Source organism: Pseudomonas putida, assembly GCF_004357765.1.
In the GTDB taxonomy this organism is placed as follows: Bacteria; Pseudomonadota; Gammaproteobacteria; order Pseudomonadales; family Pseudomonadaceae; genus Aquipseudomonas; species Aquipseudomonas putida_U.
The window spans coordinates 40,344-66,609 of the sequence record NZ_SMTE01000021.1; the positions used below are offsets into that span (position 1 = coordinate 40,344).

General features: G+C 61.8%; 23 protein-coding genes. 16 read left to right on the forward strand and 7 right to left on the reverse strand.

Annotated elements, in window-relative coordinates; translation table 11 throughout:
* The first annotated feature begins 122 nt into the window (after positions 1-122).
* The gene (locus E2H86_RS24335) at positions 123-377 is read left to right on the forward strand and encodes an FAD assembly factor SdhE (protein WP_133332057.1); all 255 of its coding nucleotides are present in this window, start codon (positions 123-125) and stop codon (positions 375-377) included.
* Complete coding sequence (locus E2H86_RS24340) at positions 361-819, forward strand: protein YgfX (RefSeq protein WP_133332058.1); 459 nt, start codon at positions 361-363, stop codon at positions 817-819. Before E2H86_RS24335 ends, E2H86_RS24340 begins: the two co-directional genes overlap by 17 nt.
* Here the strand turns inward: E2H86_RS24340 and nadB are convergent.
* Positions 806-2,410 (reverse strand): L-aspartate oxidase, encoded by a 1,605-nt coding sequence (nadB, locus tag E2H86_RS24345; RefSeq protein WP_133332059.1) that lies wholly within the window; start codon positions 2,408-2,410, stop codon positions 806-808. The two genes, E2H86_RS24340 and nadB, sit on opposite strands and share 14 nt — an antisense overlap.
* A 436-nt stretch (positions 2,411-2,846) precedes the next feature.
* Here nadB and rpoE point away from each other — a divergent pair, with 436 nt between their 5' ends.
* The 10 genes from rpoE (at position 2,847) to pdxJ (ending at position 12,753) form a co-directional block, all read left to right on the forward strand.
* Complete coding sequence (gene rpoE / locus E2H86_RS24350) at positions 2,847-3,428, forward strand: RNA polymerase sigma factor RpoE (RefSeq protein ID WP_003252049.1); 582 nt, start codon at positions 2,847-2,849, stop codon at positions 3,426-3,428.
* Positions 3,429-3,459: 31 nt separating this feature from the next.
* Complete coding sequence (locus tag E2H86_RS24355; protein ID WP_133332060.1) at positions 3,460-4,050, forward strand: sigma-E factor negative regulatory protein; 591 nt, start codon at positions 3,460-3,462, stop codon at positions 4,048-4,050.
* 12 nt (positions 4,051-4,062) lie between these two features.
* Positions 4,063-5,034 carry a MucB/RseB C-terminal domain-containing protein gene (locus tag E2H86_RS24360; RefSeq protein ID WP_133332061.1) on the forward strand — a complete coding sequence of 324 codons (972 nt, stop codon included), beginning with the start codon at positions 4,063-4,065 and terminating at the stop codon, positions 5,032-5,034.
* A 211-nt stretch (positions 5,035-5,245) separates the two neighbouring features.
* Complete coding sequence (locus tag E2H86_RS24365; protein ID WP_397466890.1) at positions 5,246-6,643, forward strand: DegQ family serine endoprotease; 1,398 nt, start codon at positions 5,246-5,248, stop codon at positions 6,641-6,643.
* A gap of 183 nt (positions 6,644-6,826) precedes the next feature.
* Positions 6,827-8,626, forward strand: a complete 1,800-nt coding sequence (gene lepA / locus E2H86_RS24370) for a translation elongation factor 4 (RefSeq protein ID WP_133332063.1) — start codon at positions 6,827-6,829, stop codon at positions 8,624-8,626.
* Positions 8,627-8,631: 5 nt separating this feature from the next.
* The gene (lepB, locus tag E2H86_RS24375) at positions 8,632-9,486 is read left to right on the forward strand and encodes a signal peptidase I (protein WP_133332064.1); all 855 of its coding nucleotides are present in this window, start codon (positions 8,632-8,634) and stop codon (positions 9,484-9,486) included.
* A gap of 162 nt (positions 9,487-9,648) precedes the next feature.
* The gene (gene rnc / locus E2H86_RS24380) at positions 9,649-10,338 is read left to right on the forward strand and encodes a ribonuclease III (RefSeq protein ID WP_133332065.1); all 690 of its coding nucleotides are present in this window, start codon (positions 9,649-9,651) and stop codon (positions 10,336-10,338) included.
* Positions 10,331-11,233, forward strand: a complete 903-nt coding sequence (gene era / locus E2H86_RS24385) for a GTPase Era (protein WP_133332066.1) — start codon at positions 10,331-10,333, stop codon at positions 11,231-11,233. The genes rnc and era overlap by 8 nt, the downstream gene beginning before the upstream one ends.
* 52 nt (positions 11,234-11,285) lie before the next feature.
* Positions 11,286-11,969 (forward strand): DNA repair protein RecO, encoded by a 684-nt coding sequence (recO, locus tag E2H86_RS24390; RefSeq protein WP_133332067.1) that lies wholly within the window; start codon positions 11,286-11,288, stop codon positions 11,967-11,969.
* 61 nt (positions 11,970-12,030) lie between these two features.
* Entirely contained in the window at positions 12,031-12,753 is a 723-nt protein-coding gene (gene pdxJ / locus E2H86_RS24395; RefSeq protein WP_230385241.1) for a pyridoxine 5'-phosphate synthase, read from the forward strand.
* A 47-nt stretch (positions 12,754-12,800) separates the two neighbouring features.
* Here the strand turns inward: pdxJ and cmoB are convergent, their stop codons facing one another.
* Positions 12,801-13,757, reverse strand: a complete 957-nt coding sequence (gene cmoB, locus E2H86_RS24400; RefSeq protein ID WP_133332069.1) for a tRNA 5-methoxyuridine(34)/uridine 5-oxyacetic acid(34) synthase CmoB — start codon at positions 13,755-13,757, stop codon at positions 12,801-12,803.
* Positions 13,754-14,497, reverse strand: coding sequence for a carboxy-S-adenosyl-L-methionine synthase CmoA (cmoA, locus tag E2H86_RS24405; RefSeq protein ID WP_133332070.1), 744 nt, complete (start codon positions 14,495-14,497; stop codon positions 13,754-13,756). The genes cmoB and cmoA overlap by 4 nt, the downstream gene beginning before the upstream one ends.
* A gap of 241 nt (positions 14,498-14,738) precedes the next feature.
* On the opposite strand from cmoA, the gene E2H86_RS24410 reads away from it, so the two are divergent.
* Positions 14,739-15,932 (forward strand): alpha-xenorhabdolysin family binary toxin subunit A, encoded by a 1,194-nt coding sequence (locus E2H86_RS24410; RefSeq protein ID WP_133332071.1) that lies wholly within the window; start codon positions 14,739-14,741, stop codon positions 15,930-15,932.
* 3 nt (positions 15,933-15,935) lie between these two features.
* Positions 15,936-16,856, forward strand: coding sequence for an alpha-xenorhabdolysin family binary toxin subunit B (locus tag E2H86_RS24415; protein WP_133332072.1), 921 nt, complete (start codon positions 15,936-15,938; stop codon positions 16,854-16,856).
* A 7-nt stretch (positions 16,857-16,863) separates the two neighbouring features.
* On the opposite strand, the gene E2H86_RS24420 is transcribed toward E2H86_RS24415, so the two are convergent.
* The 4 genes from E2H86_RS24420 to E2H86_RS24435 form a co-directional block, all read right to left on the reverse strand.
* Positions 16,864-17,259 (reverse strand): protease inhibitor I42 family protein, encoded by a 396-nt coding sequence (locus tag E2H86_RS24420; RefSeq protein WP_133332073.1) that lies wholly within the window; start codon positions 17,257-17,259, stop codon positions 16,864-16,866.
* A 158-nt stretch (positions 17,260-17,417) separates the two neighbouring features.
* Positions 17,418-19,838, reverse strand: a complete 2,421-nt coding sequence (gene lon, locus E2H86_RS24425; protein ID WP_133332074.1) for an endopeptidase La — start codon at positions 19,836-19,838, stop codon at positions 17,418-17,420.
* A gap of 142 nt (positions 19,839-19,980) precedes the next feature.
* Positions 19,981-22,392, reverse strand: coding sequence for a glucose/quinate/shikimate family membrane-bound PQQ-dependent dehydrogenase (locus tag E2H86_RS24430; RefSeq protein ID WP_133332075.1), 2,412 nt, complete (start codon positions 22,390-22,392; stop codon positions 19,981-19,983).
* Positions 22,393-22,693: 301 nt separating this feature from the next.
* Complete coding sequence (locus E2H86_RS24435; protein WP_133332076.1) at positions 22,694-24,730, reverse strand: TonB-dependent receptor; 2,037 nt, start codon at positions 24,728-24,730, stop codon at positions 22,694-22,696.
* Positions 24,731-24,903: 173 nt separating this feature from the next.
* Here E2H86_RS24435 and E2H86_RS24440 point away from each other — a divergent pair, with 173 nt between their 5' ends.
* On the forward strand, positions 24,904-25,125 hold the full coding sequence (locus tag E2H86_RS24440; RefSeq protein WP_133332077.1) for a VF530 family DNA-binding protein: 222 nt from the start codon (positions 24,904-24,906) through the stop codon (positions 25,123-25,125).
* Positions 25,118-25,756 (forward strand): Pr6Pr family membrane protein, encoded by a 639-nt coding sequence (locus E2H86_RS24445; RefSeq protein WP_133332078.1) that lies wholly within the window; start codon positions 25,118-25,120, stop codon positions 25,754-25,756. The genes E2H86_RS24440 and E2H86_RS24445 overlap by 8 nt, the downstream gene beginning before the upstream one ends.
* Positions 25,757-26,266: the final 510 nt, after the last annotated feature.

Consider the following 26,266-nt stretch of genomic DNA (forward strand, 5'->3'; position numbering starts at 1 on the left):
GGCTTAAAGACTGGTGGCCATCATAGAACGCCGGTAACAAAATAGGTAGGTGACTAGACCAACGCCTTGTGCCGCTTCGTTCGCCGCTTGGTATACTGCGCGACCTATTCGAGGAGGGCCCCATGGTCGAACAAACTGAACTCAACCGGCTTTTCTGGCACAGCCGCCGCGGCATGCTGGAACTGGACGTGCTGCTGGTGCCCTTCACCCAGGAGGTCTACCCGAACCTGAGCGAAGCGGACCGGGAACTGTACCGCCGCCTGCTGACCTGCGAAGATCAGGACATGTTCGGCTGGTTCATGGAGCGTACCGAGTCCGAAGACCCGGAGCTGCAGCGCATGGTCCGTATCATCCTGGACCGTGTCCAGCCCAAGTGAAGGTTTCCAGTGCCGCTGGCAAGGCTCGCGCCTGCTGCTGACGGCCTACCTGGGCTGCCAGCTGCTGGCGTCGCTGGCCTTGTTGTCGAGCACGTTGCCTGGCTGGCTCATTCTGGTGCTTGTCTTCGCTTGTCTGGCCCACGCCTGCTGGGCCATCCCCCGCCGTATTTCGTTGACCCATCCACATGCCGCGACCGGCCTGCGCCGTGATGGGCGTGGTTGGTGGGTATTCTCCCAGGCGGGGGGCTGGCAACCCGTGCGTTTGTGCCGCGACAGCATGGCATTGCCGGGGTGGGTGGTGCTGCGTTACGTCAGGGCAGGGCAGCGTTTTGCCCAGAGCCAGTGCGTGGTCGTGGATGCCCTGGAGGCCGAGCAGCACCGGCGCCTGCGCCTGCGCCTGAAGTTCAGCCGCAGGCGTTGGGCAGGCCTTACGCCGGAGTAAGGATGGTGTCCCTGGCCTCGTCGAGCATCCCTGGATAATCCAGCGTGTAATGCAGTCCGCGGCTTTCCTTGCGCTGCATGGCCGAGCGGATCATCAGCTCCGCCACCTGCGCCAGGTTGCGCAGCTCGATCAGGTCACGACTGACCTTGTAGTTACTGTAGAACTCGTCGATCTCATCCAGCAGCAGGCGGACCCGATGCTCGGCCCTTTGCAGGCGTTTGCTGGTGCGGACGATGCCCACGTAGTCCCACATGAAGCGCCGCAGTTCGTCCCAGTTGTGCGCGATGATCACGTCTTCGTCCGAGTCGGTCACCTGGCTGGCATCCCAGCAGGGCAGGGTCTTGGGGATCTGTACCTGCTCCAGGTTGGCCTGGATGTCGGCGGCGGCGGCGCGGCCATAGACGAAGCATTCGAGCAGCGAGTTGCTGGCCATGCGGTTGGCGCCATGCAGACCGGTGAAGCTGGTCTCGCCGATGGCGTAGAGGCCGGGCACGTCGGTGTGGCCGCGATCGTCGACCATCACACCGCCGCACGTGTAGTGCGCGGCCGGTACCACCGGGATCGGCTGGCGAGTGATATCGATACCGAAGCCCAGGCAGCGCTCGTAGACGGTGGGGAAGTGCTGCTTGATGAAATCGGCTGGCTTGTGGCTGATGTCCAGGTACACGCAATCCACGCCCAGGCGCTTCATCTCATGGTCGATGGCGCGCGCCACGATATCGCGTGGTGCCAGCTCTTCGCGAGGGTCGAAGCGCGGCATGAAGCGCTCGCCGTTGGGAAGGCGCAGCAGGGCGCCCTCGCCGCGCAGGGCTTCGGTGATCAGGAAGCTCTTGGCCTGTGGATGGTACAGGCAGGTCGGGTGGAACTGGTTGAACTCCAGGTTGGCCACCCGGCAGCCGGCGCGCCAGGCCATGGCGATGCCGTCGCCACAGGCGCCATCCGGATTGCTGGTATAGAGGTAGACCTTGGCAGCGCCGCCGGTGGCCAGCACCGTGAAGCGCGCGCCGAAAGTGTCGACCTCGCCTGTGTTGCGGTCCAGCACGTAGGCGCCCAAACAGCGCTCGCCCGGCAGGCCCAGGCGGCGCTCGGTAATCAGGTCGACGGCCACGCGTTGTTCCAGCAGCTCGATGTTGGCGCGTTGACGGGCCTTGGCCAGCAGGGTGGTGAAGATCGCCGCGCCCGTGGCATCGGCAGCGTGGATGATGCGTCGGTGGCTATGACCGCCCTCGCGGGTGAGGTGGAATTCGAAACCGCCGTCGTCGACGCTGTGCCGCTCGTCCCGGGTAAAGGGCACGCCCTGCTCGATCAACCACTGGATCGCTTCGCGGCTGTGTTCGACGGTGAACCGCACCGCCTGCTCATGGCACAGGCCGCCTCCGGCATTGAGCGTATCCTCGACGTGGGACTGCACGGTGTCGCTGTCGTCGAGCACCGCGGCGACACCGCCTTGGGCCCAGAAGGTCGAGCCATTGGCCAGGTCGCCCTTGCTCAGGACCGCGATGCGCAGGTGGCTGGGAAGGTTCAGTGCCAGGCTGAGGCCGGCCGCACCGCTGCCGATCACCAGGACATCATGTTGGAATTGTTGGCTCATGTCGGGACACTAGTAATCTTTGGAAGGGGCACGGCACAATAGTCACGCGCCGATGGCAATGTGAAACTATCGTGAATACTGGCCGGGATGCCTTTATAGCAGCCCCGGGTGGCGAATTTCCATGCCGCTGGTGAGGTGTCGGCAATCTCGTGGGAACTTTCCGATACGGCGGGAAATCCTATGAAGGCTGCCCGCACGCCACCATTTTGCCAGCGGCGACGCAGGGCGGCAGCTGTATCCGGGCTGCTACCCGCGTATTCGAAACCTGATTATCGACGCCGCCGGCTCCGATCGTGCCGCGTCTTTCGTGCGAGCCGACCAAGGGCCGCAGGAAACTTGCTTGGAGGGGAGAACTTTTGCGCAAAGCCCGAGTCTATGTTTGCAAGCCTGAACGATGGCTGTTGCAACGCTCCTTCAGGTTCATTGAGGAGTGTTCATGCTAACCCAGGAAGAGGATCAGCAGCTGGTCGAGCGCGTGCAGCGCGGCGACAGGCGAGCTTTCGATCTGTTGGTGCTGAAGTATCAGCACAAGATTCTGGGGTTGATCGTGCGGTTCGTTCACGATACCCACGAGGCCCAGGATGTGGCGCAGGAAGCCTTTATCAAGGCCTACCGTGCGCTTGGCAATTTCCGCGGTGACAGCGCGTTTTATACCTGGCTGTACCGCATCGCCATCAACACGGCGAAGAACTACCTGGTGTCCCGTGGAAGACGGCCGCCAGACAGTGATGTGAGCTCTGAGGATGCGGAGTTTTACGACGGCGATCATGGTCTCAAGGATCTCGAGTCCCCAGAGCGCTCGTTGTTGCGGGATGAAATCGAAGGCACCGTCCATCGCACCATCCAGCAACTGCCCGAAGACCTGCGCACGGCGTTGACCCTGCGTGAGTTCGATGGGTTGAGTTACGAGGACATTGCCAGTGTCATGCAGTGTCCGGTGGGTACCGTGCGCTCTCGAATCTTCCGCGCTCGGGAGGCCATAGACAAAGCCCTGCAACCTCTGTTGCAGGAAACCTGAGACAGCGGCGACAGCCAAGAGAGGAACCGCCATGAGTCGTGAAGCTTTGCAGGAATCGCTGTCCGCGGTAATGGATAACGAAGCGGACGAACTGGAATTACGTCGGGTGCTGAACGCCGTCGACGATGCCGAAACCCGTGCCACCTGGTCGCGTTACCAGGTCGCCCGTGCAGCCATGCACAAGGAGTTGCTGCTGCCGAAACTGGATATCGCCTCGGCGGTGTCTGCCGCACTGGCCGACGAAGCCGTGCCGGCCAAGGCCAAGAAAGGCCCGTGGCGCAGCATTGGCCGCCTGGCTGTCGCTGCCTCGGTCACCGTTGCGGTACTGGCCGGTGTGCGTATGTACAACCAGGACGAGATCACTGGTGCCGAGCTCGCCTCCCAGCAGCCAGCCCAGCAAGGCCTGAGCATGCCACAAACCCAGGGCCCCGCTGTATTGGCAGGCTATAGTGAGAGCAGTGAGCAACCGACCGGGCCGATGGCCAACGGCGTGCTGCAGAACCAGGCTGGCTGGGATCAGCGCCTGCCAGGTTACCTGCGCCAACACGCTCAGGAGTCTGCGATCAAGGGCACCGAAACCGCTCTGCCATATGCCCGCGCCGCCAGCCTGGAAAACCGCTAAATAAGGAGGACCATGCGCGCGCTACCTCTCCTGTCGCTGCTGCTAGGCAGCTGCATGACGGTGCCAGTGTTGGCGGCCAATTCTTCGCCCGAGGCGAGCGAATGGCTGAGCAAGCTGGCACAAGCCGAGCAGAATCAGAGTTATCAGGGCTCCTTCGTCTACGAACGTAATGGCAGCTTTTCTTCCCACGATATCTGGCATCGCGTCCAGGACGGCAAGGTCAGCGAGCGATTGTTGCAGCTCGATGGCGCCGCCCAGGAAGTCGTGCGCGTGGATGGCAAGGTGCAGTGCGTCAGTGGTGCGTTGGCCAGTGATCTGGCTGGCGCAGGGGCACCGGATTCGGCGCCGCGGGTACTCGATCCCCTCAAATTGATGAGCTGGTACGACCTGAGCGTGGCCGGCAAGTCACGGGTGGCCGACCGCGATGCGGTGATCGTCACCTTGACCCCGCGTGATCAACACCGCTACGGCTTCGAGTTGCACCTCGACCGTCGCACCGGGTTGCCGTTGCGCTCGTTGATGCTCAACGACAAGGGGCAATTGCTCGAGCGCTTCCAGATGACTCGTCTGGACACCGATGATGTGCCCAGTGACGATGATCTGCGTGCCAGCGCCGCCTGCAAGCCTGTGGCGCGTGCCAGCGGCTCTTCGGCGCAGGCTGTGGTTGGCTGGCGCTCGGATTGGTTGCCGCCGGGTTTCGAATTGATCAGCAGTTCAGTCCGCCGCGACAGTGAGCGTGGCACCACGGTGAGCAGCTTGATGTATGACGATGGCCTGACCCGCTTTTCGGTGTTCCTCGAGCCTATCGACGGCGATGCGGGCACCGACACGCGCACTCAGCTTGGTCCTACCTCGGCAGTGTCGCGGCATCTGAATACGCCTAAAGGCAAGGTCATGGTGACCGTGGTGGGCGAGGTGCCTCTGGGCACCGCAGAGCGAGTGGCGCTATCGATGCGTCCGCAGGACAACCAGGCGCGCCAGTAATGGCGCGCTTTTCTTTTAGCCGTGCCAACCTGTGCAAACCCTTGGCTGAAATGAAATTAAAGCATTGTCATTTGCAATCCTTCGTCAAATTTTCTATAGGTCAGACTTCTTGGAGTCTGGCCTTTGCTGCGTCTGCAAAAGCTTAACTGCTAACTACGCTCGTTGTGACGGGAGCCGTATGTCAATACCACGCTTGAAATCCTATCTATCGATGTTCGCCGCCGTGCTCATGCTTGGCCAGGTGCTCACTGCCCAGGCCGAAGAAGCCCTGCCGGACTTCACGACCCTGGTCGAGCAGGCCTCGCCAGCGGTGGTCAACATCAGTACCAAACAGAAACTGCCTGACCGCCTCGCCGGTGGGCAGATGCCTGATCTTGAAGGTCTGCCACCGATGTTCCGCGAGTTCTTCGAGCGCAACATCCCGCAGCAGCCGCGTTCGCCCCGCGGCGACCGTCAGCGTGAAGCCCAGTCGCTGGGCTCGGGCTTCATCATCTCCAGCGACGGATACGTGCTCACAAACAACCACGTGGTGGCCGATGCCGACGAGATCATCGTCCGCCTGTCGGACCGTAGCGAGCTGAAGGCCAAGCTGGTCGGTACCGATCCGCGCACCGACGTGGCCCTGCTCAAGGTCGACGGCAAGAACCTGCCGACCGTGAAGCTCGGTGACTCGGAGAAGCTCAAGGTCGGTGAGTGGGTATTGGCCATCGGTTCGCCGTTCGGCTTCGATCACTCTGTGACCAAAGGTATCGTCAGTGCCAAGGGCCGAACCCTGCCCAATGACACCTACGTGCCGTTCATCCAGACCGACGTGGCGATCAACCCAGGCAACTCCGGCGGCCCACTGTTCAACATGAAGGGCGAAGTGGTCGGGATCAACTCGCAGATCTTCACCCGCTCCGGCGGCTTCATGGGCCTGTCGTTCGCCATCCCGATCGACGTGGCGCTGGACGTTTCCAATCAGCTGAAGAAAGACGGCAAGGTCAGTCGCGGCTGGCTGGGCGTGGTGATCCAGGAGGTCAACAAGGACCTGGCCGAGTCGTTCGGTCTCGACAAGCCGGCTGGCGCACTGGTCGCCCAGGTACTCGAAGATGGTCCGGCTGCCAAGGGTGGCCTGCAGGTAGGTGACGTGATCCTGAGCATGAACGGTCAGCCGATCGTCATGTCCGCCGATCTGCCGCATCTGGTCGGTAGCCTCAAGGACGGCGAAAAGGCCAAGCTGGAGATCATTCGCAACGGCAAGCGTCAGAACCTGGACGTAGTCGTTGGCACGCTGCCGGACGACGACGCTGACATCGCTGCCGGTGCCCAAGGGAGTGCCGAACGTAGCAGCAACCGCCTGGGCGTATCGGTCAGCGACCTGACCGACGAGCAGAAGAAATCGCTCGAGCTCAAGGGCGGCGTGGTCATCAAGGAAGTCCAGGAAGGTCCGGCTGCGCTGATCGGTCTGCGTCCGGGCGACGTCATCAGTCACCTGAACAACCAGGCCATCACCTCGGCCAAGCAATTTGCCGAGATCGCCAAGGAGCTGCCGAAGAACCGCTCGGTGTCGATGCGCGTCCTGCGTCAGGGTCGTGCAAGTTTCATTACCTTCAAACTGGCTGAATAAGCTGGCGTTGAGGTAGGAAAAGGGCAGCTTCGGCTGCCCTTTTTCATGAAGTCCTTTATTCACGGTGATGAAACCTCAATGCACAGCCGATCGAGGAATCTCCCATATCCCTGAAGCTTGAGGTACAATTCCCGGCTATTTTTCGGCGGGCGTCCGGCTCGCAGCCTTTTCGAGTGTTGACCTGTGAGTGATTTGAGTCATATCCGCAATTTCTCCATCATCGCCCACATCGACCATGGCAAGTCGACGCTGGCCGACCGTTTCATCCAGATGTGCGGTGGCCTGACTGCGCGTGAAATGGAAGCCCAGGTGCTCGACTCCATGGACCTGGAGCGTGAGCGCGGTATCACCATCAAGGCCCACAGCGTCACGCTCAACTACAAGGCGCAAGATGGCAAGATCTACCAGCTGAACTTCATCGACACCCCCGGCCATGTCGACTTCACCTATGAAGTCTCGCGCTCGTTGGCAGCTTGCGAGGGTGCTCTGCTGGTGGTCGATGCTGGCCAGGGCGTCGAGGCGCAATCGGTGGCCAACTGCTACACCGCGATCGAGCAAGGTCTCGAGGTGATGCCGGTACTGAACAAGATGGATCTGCCCCAGGCCGACCCGGACCGCGTCAAGGACGAGATCGAGAAGATCATCGGCATCGATGCCACCGACGCCGTGGCGTGCAGCGCCAAGAGCGGCATGGGCGTCGACGAGGTGCTCGAGCGCCTGGTGCACACCATCCCGGCCCCCGAGGGGGAAATCGACGCTCCTCTGCAGGCGCTGATCATCGATTCCTGGTTCGACAACTACCTGGGCGTCGTTTCCCTGGTGCGTGTGCGTCATGGCCGCGTCAAGAAGGGCGACAAGATCCTGGTCAAGTCCACCGGCAAGGTGCACCTGGTCGACAGCGTCGGGGTCTTCACCCCCAAACACACCCAGACCGCTGACCTCAAGGCCGGCGAAGTGGGCTTCATCATTGCCAGCATCAAGGACATCCATGGTGCTCCGGTCGGTGACACCCTGACCTTGTCCGCGACCCCCGAGGTCGAGGTGCTGCCAGGCTTCAAGAAGATCCAGCCGCAGGTCTACGCGGGTCTGTTCCCGGTCAGCTCCGACGATTTCGAAGACTTCCGCGACGCCCTGCAGAAGCTCACGCTCAACGATTCCTCGTTGCAGTACATGCCGGAAAGCTCCGACGCCCTGGGCTTCGGTTTCCGCTGTGGCTTCCTCGGCATGCTGCACATGGAGATCATCCAGGAGCGCCTGGAGCGCGAGTACGACCTGGACCTGATCACCACTGCACCAAGCGTGATCTACGAGCTCGAACTCAAGACCGGCGAAACCATTACCGTCGATAACCCGTCGAAGCTGCCAGATGTATCGGCCGTGGCCGATTTCCGCGAGCCGATCGTCACTGCGACCATCCTCGTGCCGCAGGAGCATCTGGGCAACGTCATCACCCTGTGCATCGAGAAACGCGGCGTGCAGCGCGACATGCAGTTCCTCGGCAGCCAGGTGCAGGTGCGTTACGACATGCCGATGAACGAGGTGGTGCTGGACTTCTTCGACCGCCTCAAGTCCACCAGCCGCGGCTACGCTTCGCTGGACTATCATTTCGATCGCTACCAGTCGGCCAACCTGGTCAAGCTGGATGTACTGATCAATGGCGACAAGGTCGATGCCCTGGCATTGATCGTGCACCGCGACAACGCGGCCTATAAAGGCCGCGCGTTGACCGAGAAGATGAAGGAACTGATTCCTCGGCAGATGTTCGATGTAGCGATTCAGGCAGCCATCGGCGGCCAGATCATTGCGCGGACAACCGTCAAGGCGCTCAGAAAGAACGTACTGGCCAAGTGCTACGGCGGTGACGTCAGCCGTAAGAAGAAGTTGCTGGAGAAGCAGAAGGCCGGTAAGAAACGCATGAAACAGGTCGGCAACGTGGAGATTCCACAAGAAGCCTTCCTTGCCGTGCTCAGGTTGGATAGCTAGGTCCTATGTCGCTAAATTTCCCGCTGTTGCTAGTCATCGCCGTTGCTGTCTGCGGCCTGTTGGGCTTGATCGACCTGCTGTTCCTGGCCCCGCGCCGGCGAGCAGCGGTCGCCAATTACCAGGGCAGCGTCAGCCAGCCAGAAATGGCCGTGGTCGAACGCTTGAACAAGGAGCCGTTGCTGGTTGAGTACGGCAAGTCGTTCTTCCCGGTGCTGTTCATCGTGCTGGTGCTGCGTTCGTTCCTGGTGGAGCCGTTCCAGATCCCGTCGGGGTCGATGAAACCGACCCTGGAAGTCGGTGATTTCATCCTGGTGAACAAGTTCTCCTACGGCATCCGTCTGCCGGTGATCGACAAGAAGGTCATCGAGGTGGGCGACCCGCAACGCGGCGATGTGATGGTCTTCCGCTACCCCAGCGACCCGAACGTCAACTACATCAAGCGTGTGGTCGGTCTTCCGGGTGACCAGATCCGCTACACCAGCGACAAGCGGTTGTACGTCAACGGCCAGCCGGTCGCCGAGCAACTGGTCGGCGCAGAGCCGGGCACCTTGGGCAGCGCCGAGCTCTACAAAGAGAAGCTGGGCGAGACCGAACACCTGATCCGCAAGGAAATGACCCGCTATCGCATGCCGCCCGACCAGCAATGGACCGTGCCGGCCGGCCACTATTTCATGATGGGCGACAACCGCGACAACTCCAACGACAGCCGTTACTGGGACGACCCCAATATCCCCCAGGCGCTGCATGGCATGGTCCCGGACCGCAACATCGTCGGCAAGGCCTTCGCGGTGTGGATGAGCTGGCCAGAGCCCAAGCTCAGCCACTTCCCCAACCTGTCGCGGGTCGGCCTGATCCATTGATACCCAACGGCGCTGTCCAGCAGACAGCGCCGAATGCATTTCTGACATAGGCTGTGTTCTCAGGGATCGAGAGATCCGCCGCCGGTGGCGGTGGACCACAGCCAAACAAGTCTTCCAGGATGTTGATTTGAACAACGCGTTGAACAACCCACGGGTGGCCGCATGAGTGCTTCCCTTGCCCGTCTGGAGCGCAAGCTCGGTTACACCTTCAAGAACCAGGATCAGATGCTCCTGGCCCTGACCCATCGCAGCTATGCCGGGCGCAATAATGAGCGCCTGGAATTCCTCGGTGACGCCATTCTCAATTTCGTGGTTGGCGAAGCCCTGTTCGAGCGCTTCCCTCAGGCGCGCGAAGGCCAGTTGTCGCGCCTTCGTGCACGGTTGGTCAAGGGCGAGACCCTGGCCCGCCTGGCCCGGGGCTTCGACCTGGGCGAGTATTTGCGCCTGGGATCGGGTGAACTCAAGAGCGGCGGTTTCCGCCGCGAGTCGATCCTCGCCGACGCCCTTGAGGCACTGATCGGTGCCATTTACCTGGACGCCGACATGCAGGCTGCCCGGGAGCGTATCCTGGACTGGCTGACCAACGAGTTCGACGGCCTGACCTTGGTCGACACCAACAAGGACCCCAAGACACGCCTGCAGGAGTTCCTGCAATCGCGTGGTTGCGAGCTGCCGCGTTACGAGGTGGTGGACATCCAGGGCGAACCGCACTGCCGTACCTTCTTCGTCGAATGCGAAGTGGTTCTGCTGAACAACAAGAGCCGTGGCCAGGGCGTCAGCCGGCGTATCGCCGAGCAAGTCGCCGCCGCCGCTGCATTGATCGCCCTGGGCGTGGAGAATGGCAATGACTGATAGCAACCCGACCCGCTGCGGCTACGTGGCCATCGTCGGCCGTCCCAACGTGGGCAAGTCGACGCTGCTCAACCACATCCTCGGGCAGAAGCTCGCGATCACCTCGCGCAAGCCGCAGACCACCCGCCACAACATGCTCGGTATCAAGACCGAGGGTGACGTGCAGGCGATCTACGTCGATACCCCGGGTATGCACAAGGCCAACGACAAGGCCCTGAACCGCTACATGAACCGCAACGCCTCGGCGGCCCTGAAGGACGTCGACGTGGTGATCTTCGTGGTCGACCGGACCCGCTGGACCGATGAGGACCAACTGGTGCTGGAGCGGGTGCAGTACGTCACCGGCCCCGTGATCCTGGCCGTGAACAAGACCGACCGGATGGACGAGAAGGCCGAGCTGATCCCGCATCTGCAGTGGCTGCAGCAGCAACTGCCGAATGCCGAGATCGTGCCGATTTCGGCCCAGCAGGGGCACAACCTCGAGTCACTGGAAGCGCTGATCGCCAAGCACCTGCCGGAAAACGAGCACTTCTTCCCCGAAGACCAGATCACCGACCGCAGCAGCCGCTTTCTCGCCGCTGAACTGGTGCGTGAAAAGATCATGCGTCAGCTCGGTGCCGAGCTGCCGTACCAGATCACCGTCGAGATCGAGGAGTTCAAGCAGCAGGGGCATGTGTTGCATATCCACGCCCTGATCCTGGTCGAGCGGGATGGCCAGAAGAAGATCATCATTGGCGACAAGGGCGAGCGTATCAAGCGTATCGGTTCCGATGCCCGCAAGGACATGGAAGTGCTGTTCGACGCCAAGGTCATGCTCAACCTCTGGGTCAAGGTCAAAGGAGGCTGGTCCGACGATGAGCGCGCCCTGCGCTCGTTGGGCTACGGCGACCTGTAGCGGTCCAGCGCAATTGGCGTGCTCTGTGGGAGCGGGCCTACAGAGATAGTGCATGGAACAACCTGACGCCCAGCCGGCCTATGTACTGCACAGTCGTGCCTACAAGGAAACCAGTGCACTGGTCGACTTCCTCACGCCCCAAGGCCGTATGCGCGCAGTGTTGCGCCGGGCCAGGGGCAAGGGCGGCAGCCTGGTGCGGCCGTTCGTGCCGCTGGAAGTGGAGCTGCGTGGGCGCGGCGAGCTGAAGAACGTCGGGCGCCTCGATACCCTGGGCATCGCCGCCTGGTTGCATGGTGACGCACTGTTCAGCGGCCTCTATCTCAACGAATTGCTGATGCGCCTGCTGCCGGCGGAAGCGCCTCACCCGGCATTGTTCGAGCACTACACCTTGACCTTGCAAGCGCTGGCCGCAGATCGGCCGCTGGAGCCGCTGTTACGTTCCTTCGAATGGCGCCTGCTGGATGAACTGGGCTATGCCTTCGCCCTGGGGCAGGATGTCAATGGCCAGCCCGTGGATGCCAGTGGCCTTTATCGCCTGCGAGTCGATGCGGGCCTGGAGCGGGTGGAACTGGTGCAGCCTGGCTTGTTCACGGGGGCCGAGCTGTTGGCCCTGGCGCAGGCCGACTGGGACGCTCCCGGCGCCTTGCTTGCAGCGAAGCGCCTGATGCGCCAGGCCTTGGCGGTGCATCTTGGGCCAAAGCCTCTGGTTAGCCGGGAACTGTTTCGCAAGCGCTGAGCACGTCGTATCCTGTAGCGCTAAACCATCAGGAGAGCCTTTCGTGACTCACAGCAACCGCATGCTTCTTGGCGTCAACATCGACCACGTGGCGACGCTGCGCCAAGCCCGCGGCACGCGTTACCCGGACCCGGTCAAGGCCGCCCTGGACGCCGAGGAAGCCGGTGCCGACGGCATTACCGTGCACCTGCGCGAAGACCGCCGGCATATCCAGGAGCGTGATGTGCTGCTGCTCAAGGAAGTGCTGCAGACCCGCATGAACTTCGAGATGGGCGTCACCGAAGAAATGATGGCCTTCGCCGAAAAGATCCGCCCAGCGCACATCTGCCTGGTGCCCGAAACCCGTCAGGAGCTGACCACCGAGGGTGGGCTGGACGTGGCAGGCCAGGAGGAGCGGATCAAGGCTGCGGTCGAGCGCCTGGCGCGCACCGGTGCCGAGGTGTCGCTGTTCATCGATGCCGACCAGCGGCAGATCGAGGCCTCGCGCCGTGTCGGTGCCCCAGCGATCGAGCTGCATACTGGACGTTATGCCGATGCCCAGACGCCAACCGAGCTTGCCGAAGAGCTTCAGCGCATCAAGGACGGCGTGGCGTTTGGCGTGGGTCAGGGGCTGATCGTCAATGCCGGGCATGGCCTGCATTACCACAACGTCGAGGCGGTAGCCGCTATCAAAGGCATCAATGAACTGAACATCGGCCATGCGTTGGTGGCCCATGCGCTGTTCGTCGGCTTCAAGGCTGCCGTGGCCGAGATGAAGGCCCTGATCGTGGCGGCCGCGCGCTGAGATCGATCGCCGGCGCCTGCAGGCGCCGGCTCAAGGGGCAGGCGGCGTTACTTGCGCGCCAGTAGCGTCGCGCGCCGTGGCGCCGGCAGACCTTCGATGGTCTTGCCATGGTCATTGGGATCGAGGAAGTCGACCAACGACTGATAGCGCATCCAGTCGGTGCTGCGTTGTTCCTCGACACTGGTCACACTGACATCCACGCAGCGTACCTCGCTGAAACCCGCGCGCCGCAACCAACGCTCCAGCGCCGGCACCGACGGTAGGTACCAGACGTTACGCATCTGCGCGTAGCGGTCTTCGGGCACCAGCACCTGCTGTTCGTCACCTTCGATCACCAGCGTTTCCAGTACCAGTTCGCCGCCTTTGACCAGGCAGTCCTTCAGCGCCAGCAGATGTTCGATCGGTGAGCGGCGGTGGTAGAACACTCCCATGGAGAACACCGTGTCGAAACCTTCGAGATTGGCAGGCAGGTCTTCCAGGGCGAATGGTAGGTGCCAGGCGGGCAGGTCGGGGAGGTATTGCTGCACTGCCTGGAACTGACAGAAGAACAGCCAGTTCGGGTCGACGCCAATGACCATGTCGGCCCCCGCGCCGAGCATGCGCCACTGGTAGTAGCCGTTGCCACAGCCGACATCGAGGACGCGCTTACCCTTGAGGTCCAGGTGCGGGCTGACCCGAGACCACTTCCAGTCCGAGCGCCATTCGGTGTCGACGTGGACGCCGAACAGGTCGAACGGCCCCTTGCGCCAAGGTGACAGGCCCATCAGAGCCTGATGCATCTGGGCGCGGGTGGCATCGTCGCAGGGGCAGTCCAGACGCAGGCCATCGACCAGGTCGATCTCGCTCGGTTGCAGACGCGGCAGGGCCTCCAAGGCCCCGCGCCAGCGATCGAGGTCGCCATGGCCTTTTTCCAGCTTGGCTTCGAGTTGAGCTTGCAGGCCTCGGGACCAGGAAGCCAGTGGAGTACCCGCCAGGCGGCGGACCAGGGGAGACAGATCGATCATGGCAGGGCTATCAGCGAAGCGAAGTTAAGGCATTGGAACCATGGCACCACCTTGGTGAAGCCGGCGGCGAGCAGTCGTTCCTTGTGAGCGTCGAAGGTGTCGGGTTTCATCACGTTCTCGATGGCGCTGCGTTTCTGGGCGATCTCCAGTTCGCTGTAGCCATTGGCACGCTTGAAGTCCAGGTGCAATTCATTGAGCAGGGCCTGTTCGGCATCGTCGGCGAAACGCAGTTTTTCCGAGAGGATCAGCGCGCCTCCAGGCAGCAGCGCCTGGCGGATGCGTCCAAGCAATGCCAGGCGTTGCTCAGGCGCGATGAACTGCAGGGTGAAATTCATCGCCACGACCGAAGCAGGTTGCAGCGGCAGGGCGAGAATGTCGGCTTCCAGCACCTGTACCGGCAACAGTTCCTGGAACATCGAATCCTGGGCGGCCAGATACTGTCGGCAGCGCTCGACCATGGCCGCCGAATTGTCCACGGCGATTACCTGGCAGCCTTCGCTACGTACGTGGCGACGCAGAGACTGAGTGACCGCGCCCAGCGATGCGCCAAGGTCGTACAGCGCGGTGTGCGGCTGGGCGAACCGTGCCGCCAGCACCCCAAGGTTCTCGACGATGGTCGGGTAACCGGGCACCGAGCGCTTGATCATGTCCGGGAATACGCGGACCACGTCCTCGTTGAAGACGAAGTCGGGCACCTGCTCGAGGGGCTGGGCGAAAAGCCGGTCGGATTGCTTGCTCACGGTGTGCTCGTGCTGGGAAACGGGGCGCCATTCTAGCCAAAAGCCGGCATCGCTGCCTAATGATCGGACCAATGCGACGAACTGCGGGGTGGGGGACGGTTTCCTTGTTTCAAAGCCCTGACCGGGAACGGCGATCTTTCTCCATGGGTATCGTAATAACCCCGACTTCGCCGCGCAGTGGAGATGTTTAAAGTCGTCTAAGTAGTCCACTGTCGAATAAGCCATTAGAGGCATTGAATGTATGGTAAAGGAAAGTCATGAGTATTCAGCGCTGTTCGCGTCGGATAAAGTAACACCTGGGAAGTCCTTCACCTTTGAACAATTGGACAGCGAGCAGCGCGCAGCTCTCATACCCAGTCAACTGTTCGATCATAAGAAAAATGACCCGGCATTCATTTTTAGTTCGGACAATCTATTAACCATCAAGCGCTATGAACATGCCGTTGGACGCTTGCCCAGTCATCAGGAGATTGAGGCAAACCGAGCCTTTGCCATCTTGCAGATCGACGTCGCCGACGTGAAAGTGCTGTTTGACAATCTGCGAGCGCACGCCAACTCCTGGGATGCGATCGAAGACGAATGCAAGCGTTTAGGTTCCGGCTTGCAGGTATTTGCCGAATCAATCATCACGGAAGGCGCTGCGCTGATAGCGCAGATCAAGGCAATGGACTCCTGGAGTGCCCAGGTCGACAGCAAGGCCCTGGGTGCCGCAGCCTTCATGAACGATGATGGCAAGACCTTCCGCGAGCAGGTCGACGCCCACCTCTCGTTGATCAAAGAGGATGTCCTGCACCAACGCAGCAACATTCAACACATCAGGGCGCTTGTCGACCGTTTCGGTGATGACATTAGCGAAAATCTCAAGCCCATGACCGATGCCTTGTTGGCGCAGGTCCAGAGCCAATCCGTTCCCGAAAAACTGGTCGAGCTGCAGCAGAAGCTTGCCGAGTTGGACGAGGCCATACAATTCAATTTGAGCCAATATAAAACCTTTGTCGGTGTTTCTTTCTCCGGCTTGGCGTTTGGCCCTTATGGGCTCATCATTACCGGTGGCATCTTCGGCGCCAAAGCTGAAAAGGTCAGAAATGAAAAGAACGAACTGATTAAACAACGCGCGCAGGTGGACCGCGACATCAAAGCGCTCGTTGGTGATGTCGGTGGATTCGAAACCATCGGTGAGCATATCTTGGACATACAGTTTCGCCTGGTTGACGTCAGTGTCGCGGCAAAGAATCTAGAGGATGTCTGGATTCTCTTGGGATCTTATGTAGAACATTCCATCAGAAGAGCCGAGCGGGTGTCGACCCAGTTGGAGCTTCGTCACTTCGTCACTTCGTTCGAGCGGGTCATCAGGCCTTGGAACAACATCCAAGACATCTCGGTCCAGCTTTCTCGGCTGTTCAACAAAGCGCTCAAACTCGAAGGAGACGAATAAATCATGGACATCAAAGCAGACGATCTACCGGACATCGGCGCAATGCTGTCTATCGAAAGCCGATTGAACGACCTTTATCACAGTAAGACTGCCGGTATGGTCCCGGCCGTTCGCGAGCGCTTGCGCGATTTGAGGGGGCTGATACAGGGTAGTAACGATATTCTGCGGGAAAATGTGATCAGTGCGCTGGTGGCGTTGAACATGGACCTCGAATTCTCCTCGACAGCGACCGAGGAGGACCTGCTACGTTCCTGCCAGTTCCTGAATGAGGAAATGGTGCAGATTGCCCAGGCAGTCGAGCGTGTGACGCGTTACCGATCACCCTCGCTCATCGCGGTGGCCGAGGACAACGATCAGCGTGTCGCCAGCAGTCGCGCCGCGGTGGAACGCCAGGAGCAGTTGATCGCCGCGCAACGCAAGCGCTTGTCCGAAGTCGATGAGCTGCTAAACACCTTGGATCGACCCTCAGTACAGAAGGCGCTGCGCAACCTGATCCCGCAGGAAAAAGATATCGATGCCATGCTGTCCGCGTTCAGCGATCCCACCCTCAGCGTGGGGTTGGTCAAAACAGCCCTGGAGAAGCTCAACCAGAACCTTGACCTGCTCGAGCAAGGGCGCAGGTTTTCCGATGTGTTGGATGCACGGGCGCGGCTTGCCGCTCAACTGGAGGAACAGATGCGGCTATTGCAGGAGTTGCAACGGCAACTGCAAGCAGCCCAGGGGAGGGGCGGGCAGTTGGTGGGTGCACGGGAGCTGCTGGCGCTGCGCGAGCCTTGGTTGGAGCAGGCCAACAGGTTCACGGTGCGTTGGCAAGCGCTCTCGGTCACGCTTCGGAGATGCACCGAACTGCATGACTTGGTCACCGCTCTGGGTGAGGCGCGTGACTACCTGCTGGCGCTGCGTCGGCGAATCGAAGCGGTCTGACCGACGCTCAGCGCACCCGGACTTCGCAATCGAAGGTCTGCACCGGTTGCACTTCCGGGGCCCAGGGTTGTTGATAGACCAGGACCAGGTGGCCGTCGCCGGCCGCCTCGGCCTGGAAGCGCCAGGTGGATTCGCCGGCGGTACCGACCAGACCGCTGTCCTCGGGGGCGGCATAGACTTCTGGGCCAAGGCTGCGCAGCACACCTGGGGCTGCGTCCTGAACCCGCCAGCGATAGCCGGTAGAGGGGTTGCTGGGCAGGGTCAGGCTGACGACCTGGCCGACCAGCAGACGCTTGGGACATTCACTGTCGGCATCCAGTTCGGCGGGTTTGTTCTGGGGCTGTTGGGCGCAGGCTGCGAGCAAGGCAAGGCCCAGTGGAACGAACAGGCGAGGGGCGGACATGGCGGCTCCGGAGGCAGACGATGGCCTGAGGATAACCGATGACGCCGGGTTTTTGTGCAGTTGGCAAGGGCCGCGTCGCCGGCAAGCTGGCGCCTAGGGATACACCGCCGTTCCAAGGGGCGTCGGATTCCCGTAGGCGTCGGCTTGCCGGCGATCGATCAGAACAACACTTTGACCACGTCAGCGAAGCGCTTGGCGAAGTGCACCGTCAAGCCTTCTCGCAGGTAATCGGGCAGCTCTTCGAAATCGCCACGGTTGGCCTCGGGCAAGATCAGCTCGTAGATTTTCTGCCGCTTGGCCGCGATCACCTTTTCGCGCACGCCGCCAATCGGCAGCACCTGGCCGGTAAGCGTCAGTTCGCCGGTCATGGCCACGCCTTTCTTCGGTGCCTGGTCGCGCGCCAGCGACAGCAGTGCGCTGGCCATGGTCACCCCGGCGCTCGGGCCATCCTTGGGCGTGGCGCCTTCAGGCACGTGCAGATGGATGAAGGCTTCGTTGAAGAAGCCCGGCTCGCCACCGAACTGCTTGAGGTTGGAGCTGACATAGCTATAGGCGATCTCTGCAGACTCCTTCATCACATCGCCGAGCTTACCGGTCAGCTTAAGGCCACGGTTGAGCGTATGGATGCGCGTCGCCTCGATCGGAAGCGTCGCCCCTCCCATGCTGGTCCAAGCCAGGCCAGTGATCACGCCTTTGCCGGCCAGTACCTGTTCGCTGCGGAATACCGGCATGCCCAGGGCGGCCTCGAGGTCCTTGGGACCGATCTTGAGCTTGGCTTGCGGGTCGTCCAGCAACTTGACCACCGCCTTGCGTATCAGTTTGCCGAGTTGTTTTTCCAGCTGGCGAACTCCGGCCTCACGGGCATACCCCTCGATCACCGTGCGCAATGCGCTGTCGCTGATGCTCAGACTGCTCTTGGCGACACCGGCCTTGGCCAATTGCTTGGGCCATAGGTGCCGCTTGGCGATGGCCAGCTTTTCTTCGGTGATGTAGCCGGAGAGACGGATCACTTCCATACGGTCGAGCAAGGGGCCGGGGATCGAGTCGAGGGTATTGGCGGTACATACGAAGAGCACTTTCGACAGGTCCAGGCGCAGGTCGAGGTAATGATCGAGGAAGTCGACGTTCTGCTCGGGATCGAGGGTTTCGAGCAAAGCCGAGGCCGGATCGCCCTGGTAGCTCTGGCCCATCTTGTCGATCTCGTCGAGCATGATCACCGGATTCATCACCTCGACATCCTTCAGTGCCTGCACCAGCTTGCCAGGTTGAGCGCCGATGTAGGTGCGGCGGTGACCTTTGATCTCGGCTTCGTCGCGCATGCCGCCGACACTGAAGCGGTAGAATGGCCGGCCCAAAGACTCGGCGATCGACTTGCCGATGCTGGTCTTACCCACGCCTGGCGGCCCCACCAGCAGCACGATGGAGCCACTGATTTCGCCTTTCCAGGCACCAACGGCGAGGAATTCGAGGATACGTTCCTTGATGTCATCGAGCCCAGCATGGTGCTGGTCGAGTATCTTGCGCGCATGCTTGAGGTCGAGCTTGTCCTTGCCATACACGCCCCAGGGCAAGGCGGTGGCCCAGTCCAGGTAATTGCGGGTGACGGCGTATTCGGGCGAGCCGGTTTCCAGGATCGCCAGCTTGCCCATCTCTTCGTCGATGCGCTTCTTCGCCTGCTCGGGCAGGGTTTTGCCCGCCAGCCGTTGCTCGAACTGTTCCAGGTCGGCACTGCGATCGTCCTTGGTCAGGCCCAGCTCCTGCTGGATGACCTTGAGCTGTTCTTTGAGGAAGAACTCGCGCTGATGCTCGCCGATCTGGCGATTGACCTCTGCGGAAATCTCGTTCTGCAGGCGCGCGACCTCGACTTCCTTGCGCAGCATCGGCAGGACCTTCTCCATGCGCTTGAGCATCGGCACGCAGTCGAGCACTTCCTGCAACTGTTGGCCTGTGGCCGATGTCAGGGCGGCGGCGAAATCGGTGAGCGGCGAAGGGTCGTTGGGGCTGAAGCGGTTGAGGTAGTTCTTCAGCTCTTCGCTGTACAGCGGGTTGAGTGGCAGCAGCTCCTTGATCGCGTTGATCAGGGCCATGCCGTAGGCCTTGACCTCATCGGTCGGTACGGCGGGTTCCCGTGGGTAGTCGACTTCCACCAGGTAGGGCGGGCGGTGATGCTTGAGCCAGGTGCGGATGCGCACGCGGGTCAGGCCTTGGGCGACGAACTGCAGCTTGCCGTTTTCACGACTGGCATGGTGCACCTTGACCAGGGTGCCGTACTCGGGCAGGGCCGAGGTGTCGAAATGACGATGGTCTTCTGGCGGAGTATCCATGAAGAACAGCGCTAGGGAATGGTGCGGCGTCTTGGCCACCAGGTCGAGGGTCTCGGCCCAGGGCTCTTCGTTGACGATCACCGGAAGCACCTGAGCCGGGAAGAACGGGCGGTTGTGGATCGGGATCACATAGACCTTGTCCGGCAATTGCTGGCCGGGCAGGGCGAGCGCATGGCCGCGTCCGGCCTGGGCATCGAGGTGTTCGACTGTACTGTGTTCGTCGGGTTGTTCGGGGAAATCCTGCTGGTCGCTCATGGGGCACCTGCGTGAATGGCTATGGTGCTTAGATGGGGCGGGCGGCGGAGGGTTTCAAGCGGCAGGCCACAAGCCACAAGCGATCAAGCGGGCTCACCGGCACCGCTTGATCGCTTGTGGCTTGCAGCTTGCCGCTTGCAGCTCAATCCGCCAATTTGTAAGCGATGATGTAGTCGCCCATGCGAGTGCCCAGCGAGCCGTGACCGCCGGCGACGATCAGCACGTATTGTTTGCCGTCCTTGCCGGTATAGGTCATCGGTGTGGCCTGGCCACCGGCGGGCAGGCGAGCCTTCCACAGTTCCTTGCCGTCATTGGTGTCATAGGCGCGCAGGTACTGGTCCAGGGTACCGGCCAGGAAGCCGACGCCGCCGGCGGTGACGATCGAACCTCCCATGCTCGGCACGCCCACCGGCAAGCCGATCGGCACTGGCGTACTGTCGCGGGTGGTGCCGTTCTTGCGCTTCCACACCACTTTGTTGGTGAACAGGTCGATGGCCGCTACATAGCCCCAGGAGGGCGCTTGGCAAGGCACGCCCAGCGGCGACATGAACGGGTGCATGATCACTGCGTACGGCGCACCGGTGTTGGGTTGTACGCCGCTGGTCTCGCTCTCGCGCTTGCTGCCGGCAGCCACCTGCTCGCGCGGCACCATCTTCGACACGAAGGCCATGTAGTTGGGCGAGGCGAACAGCAACTGGCGCACGGGGTCGACTGAGACACCACCCCAGTTGAACACCCCGACATTGCCCGGGTAGATCAGGCTGCCCTGTTCCGACGGCGGCGTGTATTGGCCTTCGTAGCGCAGTTCGCGGAACTGGATGCGGCACAGCATCTGGTCGAACGGCGTGGCGCCCCACATGGCCTGCTCACTGAGTTCCGGGCCCAGCAGGTTGAGGTCCGAGCGCGCTTGGGTCGGCGCGGTGTGGTCACCGGGAACGGCGCCTTGGGGCGTCGGGATTTCGCGGATCGGCACGATCGGCGTGCCGTCACGGCGGTCGAGCACGTAAAGGCTGCCTTGTTTGGTGGGCACGATGATCGCCGGCTTGATGCCGTCGTCGGTCTTCAGGTGTACCAGGGTCGGCTGGCTGCCGACGTCCATGTCCCAGAGGTCGTGATGAGTGAACTGGTAGTTCCAGCGGACCTTGCCGGTAGCCAGGTCAAGCGCGACCACGCCAGCACTGTACTTCTCCGCGCCGGGGGTGCGGTTGGCGCCGTATTGGTCGGGCGTCTGGTTACCCAGGGGGAGGTAGATCAGGCCGAGTTTCTCGTCGACACTGGCCAGCGACCACATGTTGGCCGAGTTGCGGCTGTACGTCTTGCCGGGGGCCAAGGGCTTGGTGTCTTCAGGATTGTCGCTGTCCCAGTTCCAGACCAGACGACCGTCGTGCACGTCGTAGGCGCGGATCACCCCAGAGGGCTCGTCGGTCGACTCGTTGTCCGTGACATGACCGCCGATGATCACCAGTTCACGGGTGATCGCTGCCGGCGACGTGGAGTAATACCCACCGGCGGTGAACGGCCCCATACCGATACTCAGGTCGATGGCGCCCTGGTTGGCGAAGCCTTCGCAGACCCGGCCATTGTCGGCGTTGATGGCGATCAGGCGAGCGTCGGCGGTTGGCAGGTACAGACGACGCGGGCAGGCCAGCGCCACCGCCTGGCCGGCTTCGGATACCTTCGGTACCGGACTGCCATCGCGGCTGACGTAGCTGTTCTCGTCATAGTACGAGACGCCGCGGCAGGTCATGTGGGCAAAGCCCTTGAAGGTGTGGGTAGGGCTTTTGATCTGCGGGTCGAAACGCCAGATCTCGGCACCGGTGTCCGGATCCAGGGCCAGCACCCGGCCATGGGCGGTGCAGGCATAGAGCATGCCGTTGGCCTTGAGTGGGGTGTTCTCGTTGGTCAGTTCGACTGGATCGTTGTCGGTCGGCAGGTCGCCGGTGCGAATGCGCCAGGCTTCTTCCAGACGATAGGCGTTATGCGGCGTGATCTGGCGCAGTGGCGAGTAGCGGTCGCCATGTTCTGTGCGTCCATAGGCCTGCCAATCACCGTCAGGCATCGACGGCGCGGCGCTGGCCATTTCGCTGCTCTCGCGGCCCACTTCGCCGAACACTTCGCCTGGGTGGGTGAACTGACTGGCCAGCGCGCAGGCGCCCGACGCGAGCACCGCGACGCTGAGCAGGGCAGTGTTGGCCTTGGAGGCCGGCCCGGTGAGTGGGCGGCGTGCCCAGGGCAGCAGCAGGATCACGCCGATGGCGAACCACAGCGACAGGCGTGGCACCAGTTGCCACCAATCCAGGCCGACTTCCAGCAGTGCCCACGCCGTGCTGCCCAACAACAATACACCGTACAAACCCAAGGCGATGCGGCGCAGGGCCAGCAATAGGATGCCGCTCAGGGCGAAACCGATGCCGGCGATCAAATAATAAAGCGATCCCCCCACCAGGCTAAGCTTGATACCGCCTGCCAGCAAGGCAAGGCCCATCACCAGCAACAGCACGCCCATGATGCGTGGTAGCCGGTGTTTTTCATTCTTGGCACCTTCGGTGCTCATCGTAGGTACTCCGTCAGGTCAAAATTCAGTGCTTGCGCACTTAAAGTAGTAGCAGCCGACAATCATCGTTTCGTTTGAGATAGCGCTGTCTTTGGAAAATGGACAACAGTCGAGCGCGGCGAGTCTGGCCAGGCTCGACGTTCAGGGCGCTATCTGGAAGGAATGAATCGATTCAGCGTGGGCGGGAGGATAGCGTGCTGGCTCGATGAAAAAAAGACAGATTGTCGCAGGGAATCGTTGCCGATCCGGTAACAGTGGGCGGCCCATCGCCGGCGCGACGGCGATGGGCGTCCAGGCCGGATCAGAAGGTGGTCCGCAGCCCAACCTCGACACTGCGCCCCGGTGCTGGAGCGATGTCGCGCAAGATCGAGCTGGCATAACGTACGGTCTGATCGGTGAGGTTCTCACCGCGCACGAACGCCAGCCACTGGCTCTTGCCGATATCGAAGCGATAGCCGACGCTCGCCCCCAGGGTGGTGTAGCCGTCGGTGCTGGTCTCGTTGGCCGGCTTGCGATGTTGCGACGCGGCGTGCTGCACGTCGATTCGCGCCTGCCAGCGCTCCAGAGTCCAGACCAGTCCGCTGTTCAGGCGCAGCGGGGCGATACGCGGCAAAGGCTCGCCACTGTCGAGGTTCTTGGCGCGGGTGTAGTCGCCGGACAGCTCGAGCGCGAAGCTGCCATAGCGATTCTCCAGCAGTTGCCAGTGGTCCTGTGCCTCGATGCCATAGAAGCGTGCGCGCACGCCTTGGTAGCGGTACTCGGGGAAGCCGTCTGTCTCGTGGTCGTGGTCCTCGTCATGGTCGTGATCATGACCTTCGCGCAGGTTGCCGGTACCTATCAGGCCGATGTAGTTGCGAAAGTGGCTATAAAACACGCCCACGCTGCCCTTGTGGGTGCCGTTGTCAAAGCGCAGGGCCAGGTCGGCGGAAATCGCCTTTTCCTTGTTCAGACTGGCATCGCCGACTTCGTAGGCGCCAGTCGCTACGTGGGCGCCGTTGGCATAGAGCTCGTAGAACGTCGGTGCACGTTCGGTATAGGCCAGGTTGGCCGCCACAGCCCATACCGGGTCGAGCTGGTAGAGCGCGCCGGACGACAGGCTGAAGGCATTGAAACTACTGCTGCTGTCGGCATCGATGAAGTTCTCGTTGCCTTTGGCGTCCGGGTCGACCCTGGTGTGTTCCAGGCGGGCCCCCAGGCTCAGATTCAGGCGCTCGGTGGCCTGCCATTGCTCCAGGGCGAACAAGGCCAGACTGTCGGTATCGGTGTGTGGGACAAAAGCCTCCTCACCCAATGCCGAGAACTCATTGCGGCTGACTTGCGCACCGATCACGCCTTCCAATGGGCCCCACGGCTGATGGCGGGCCTCGACGCGGGCCTCGTAGCCTTTGTTCTTGAACGTGGTGTGGACCTCGCCTTCTTCGATTTCGCTGTGCTGGTAGTCGGTGTAGCCGGCATCGACCTTGACCGAGCTGAACGGGCCGTCGAGATCTCGCAGTTCCGATGCGAAGGCGTAGTGGTCCTGTTTCATGTCCAGGCGCACGCCCGACTCGGCTACCGAGCCGTAGTTGCTGTCGTAACGGCTGTAGGACAGGCCGGCATAGCCATGATCCCAGTGGTAGCTGCCGCCAACCGCTCCACCGTCCTGGCGACCGTCGCTGTTCTCCAGGCGTCCATGGCTGCCAGGCTCGTCGGCATCGCGGACTTTGGCGCTGAGTGCGTGACCGGGGATGCGCAGGTCGTTGAATTGCCGGCTGTTGGCATCCAGGTGCAGGGCGAACTCGCCGTTGCCGGCTTCCAGCTTGCCAGCGCTGCTGCGGGTGGTATCGGCCCCTCCGTAGCGCAGTTCGCCGGCGCCCTGGATGCCTTGGATCGGTGCGTCAGGTATGCGGTTGTCGAACGTGTTGACCACCCCACCAATGGCGTTTCCGCCGTACAGCAGAGCGGCCGGGCCGCGAACGATCTCGATGCGCTCGACGGTCACCGGGTCCAGCGGCACTGCGTGGTCGTAGGACAGCGACGAGGCATCCAGGGCGCCGACGCCATTGCGCAGGATGCGTATGCGATCACCATCCAGGCCGCGGATCACCGGACGGCTGGCACCGGGGCCGAACCAGGTGGAAGCGACACCGGGTTGCTTGTTCAGGGTTTCGCCGAGGCTGCCATGTTGCTGTTGGAGCAGGTCGCCGCCTTCAAGGACGGTGCTGGGCGTCGCGAGTTGACCATTGCCGAGCGGGTTGGCGGTAATGATCTGGGGTTCGAGTTCCACGGCCTGGCTGGGAGAGGAGGCCAGCCATAGGGCGATGGCAAGAGGGGAGAGGCGTAGCGGGAGGTGTTGCATTGGGTTAAGGCGTTCCTTGGCAGAGTTTTGTTAGTGTTACTGTATAACATCACTATTTCAGCACAGCGCCTCTCGACTTGACCAGCGCTTTTCTCCCAGCGCCGAGGCGAGCACATCGCTCAGCACCGACCACTACACTGGTGTAAGGTGCGCATCTTTTACGGAGCACTGGCATGAGCACGGCCCAACACAACGCACTGCATGGCAAGACCCTGGAGCAGATCCTCACCGAGCTGGTGGCTCACTATCAGTGGCAGGGGCTGGCTGAGCGCGTCGATGTGCGTTGTTTCAAGAGCAACCCGAGCATCAAGTCGAGCCTGACCTTCCTGCGCAAGACGCCTTGGGCGCGGGAGAAGGTCGAGCAGCTCTACGTCAAATTGCAGCGCAATGCCTGAGCGGCCAGCTCGCTTGTGGGTGGCCGCAGCGGCTGTGCTGGGCTGGGTGGGGCTGGCGGTGCAGGTCTATCTGGTGCTGCTGGGCCGCTGGCAGGCGCAGGCCAGCCTGATCGGCGGCCTGGTCAATCTCTTCGGCTACTTCACGGTGCTCAGCAATACCTTGGTGGCGACGGTGCTCAGTTATGCCGCTTTCGGTCACCAGGGCCGGGCCAGACGCTTTTTCCTGGCGCCGATGGTGAGTTCTGCGGTGGCGGCCAGCATCGTGTTGGTAGCGCTCGCCTACAGCGTGTTGCTGCGGCACCTGTGGCACCCGCAAGGTTGGCAGTGGCTGGCCGATGAGCTGCTGCACGACGTGATGCCGTTGTTGTACGTGCTGTACTGGTGGTTCGAGGTGCCCAAAGGCAGCTTGCGGCTCTGGCACCTGGCGCTCTGGGCGCTGTATCCGGCCTTGTATTTTGCTTATGCGCTGTGGCGAGGGAGCGAGATCGGTGTCTATGCCTATCCGTTCATCGATGTCGCCAGTCTCGGGTATGGGCAGGTCATGCTCAATGCGTTGGGGGTGCTGGCGGGGTTCTGGGGCATTGGCTTGGTGTTACTGGGGGTGGATCGGTGGCGGGCTTTTCGGGGTTAGGCTTGGGTTTTGGGGCTTTGGGATCGGGAACGATCCATTTTGTGTAGCGGCGCTACTGGCCCCTTCCGCCTTTACGGCGGGCTCCTTTGTTCTTGGACAAAGGAGCGCAAAACCGCTTGCTCCCACATACGGCCCCTACGCTGCGCTTCGGGGTCCCCTCGCTCCGGCGGCTTGCGGGCCCGCGCGGCCTACGACTTGCTACGCAAGTCTACATCTCGCGCCTTCGGCTTACGCCGGAGGGTGCTACGCACCTGGCCCTCCAGCCACCTCCACTCGGCCTCCTGAGGTCGCGGGTAGATCAAAAGCAAGATCAAAAGCAAGAGCAACGGCAGGCGAATCGCTGCGCTCTCGCTTTTCCCTTTACCTTCGTTTTGTGTTGCCGCGGATAGTGCGATCTGTCTTTCGAAGATAACGCCAGTGCAGGCGCCGCCCGTAACTTTGCGACGTCAGGAGGCCGAGCGTAGGCGTCTGTAGGGCCAGGTGCGCAGCACCCTTCGGCGTAAGCCGAAG

Bases quoted from the DNA above. Each gene is read 5' to 3' on its own strand.
- E2H86_RS24335 (WP_133332057.1), top strand. From the start codon at position 123: ATGGTCGAACAAACTGAACTCAACCGGCTTTTCTGGCACAGCCGCCGC.
- nadB (WP_133332059.1), bottom strand. From the start codon at position 2,410: ATGAGCCAACAATTCCAACATGATGTCCTGGTGATCGGCAGCGGTGCG.
- rpoE (WP_003252049.1), top strand. From the start codon at position 2,847: ATGCTAACCCAGGAAGAGGATCAGCAGCTGGTCGAGCGCGTGCAGCGC.
- E2H86_RS24355 (WP_133332060.1), top strand. From the start codon at position 3,460: ATGAGTCGTGAAGCTTTGCAGGAATCGCTGTCCGCGGTAATGGATAAC.
- E2H86_RS24360 (WP_133332061.1), top strand. From the start codon at position 4,063: ATGCGCGCGCTACCTCTCCTGTCGCTGCTGCTAGGCAGCTGCATGACG.
- E2H86_RS24365 (WP_397466890.1), top strand. From the start codon at position 5,246: ATGTTCGCCGCCGTGCTCATGCTTGGCCAGGTGCTCACTGCCCAGGCC.
- lepB (WP_133332064.1), top strand. From the start codon at position 8,632: ATGTCGCTAAATTTCCCGCTGTTGCTAGTCATCGCCGTTGCTGTCTGC.
- rnc (WP_133332065.1), top strand. From the start codon at position 9,649: ATGAGTGCTTCCCTTGCCCGTCTGGAGCGCAAGCTCGGTTACACCTTC.
- era (WP_133332066.1), top strand. From the start codon at position 10,331: ATGACTGATAGCAACCCGACCCGCTGCGGCTACGTGGCCATCGTCGGC.
- recO (WP_133332067.1), top strand. From the start codon at position 11,286: ATGGAACAACCTGACGCCCAGCCGGCCTATGTACTGCACAGTCGTGCC.
- pdxJ (WP_230385241.1), top strand. From the start codon at position 12,031: ATGCTTCTTGGCGTCAACATCGACCACGTGGCGACGCTGCGCCAAGCC.
- cmoB (WP_133332069.1), bottom strand. From the start codon at position 13,757: ATGATCGATCTGTCTCCCCTGGTCCGCCGCCTGGCGGGTACTCCACTG.
- E2H86_RS24410 (WP_133332071.1), top strand. From the start codon at position 14,739: ATGGTAAAGGAAAGTCATGAGTATTCAGCGCTGTTCGCGTCGGATAAA.
- E2H86_RS24415 (WP_133332072.1), top strand. From the start codon at position 15,936: ATGGACATCAAAGCAGACGATCTACCGGACATCGGCGCAATGCTGTCT.
- E2H86_RS24420 (WP_133332073.1), bottom strand. From the start codon at position 17,259: ATGTCCGCCCCTCGCCTGTTCGTTCCACTGGGCCTTGCCTTGCTCGCA.
- lon (WP_133332074.1), bottom strand. From the start codon at position 19,838: ATGAGCGACCAGCAGGATTTCCCCGAACAACCCGACGAACACAGTACA.
- E2H86_RS24430 (WP_133332075.1), bottom strand. From the start codon at position 22,392: ATGAGCACCGAAGGTGCCAAGAATGAAAAACACCGGCTACCACGCATC.
- E2H86_RS24435 (WP_133332076.1), bottom strand. From the start codon at position 24,730: ATGCAACACCTCCCGCTACGCCTCTCCCCTCTTGCCATCGCCCTATGG.
- E2H86_RS24440 (WP_133332077.1), top strand. From the start codon at position 24,904: ATGAGCACGGCCCAACACAACGCACTGCATGGCAAGACCCTGGAGCAG.
- E2H86_RS24445 (WP_133332078.1), top strand. From the start codon at position 25,118: ATGCCTGAGCGGCCAGCTCGCTTGTGGGTGGCCGCAGCGGCTGTGCTG.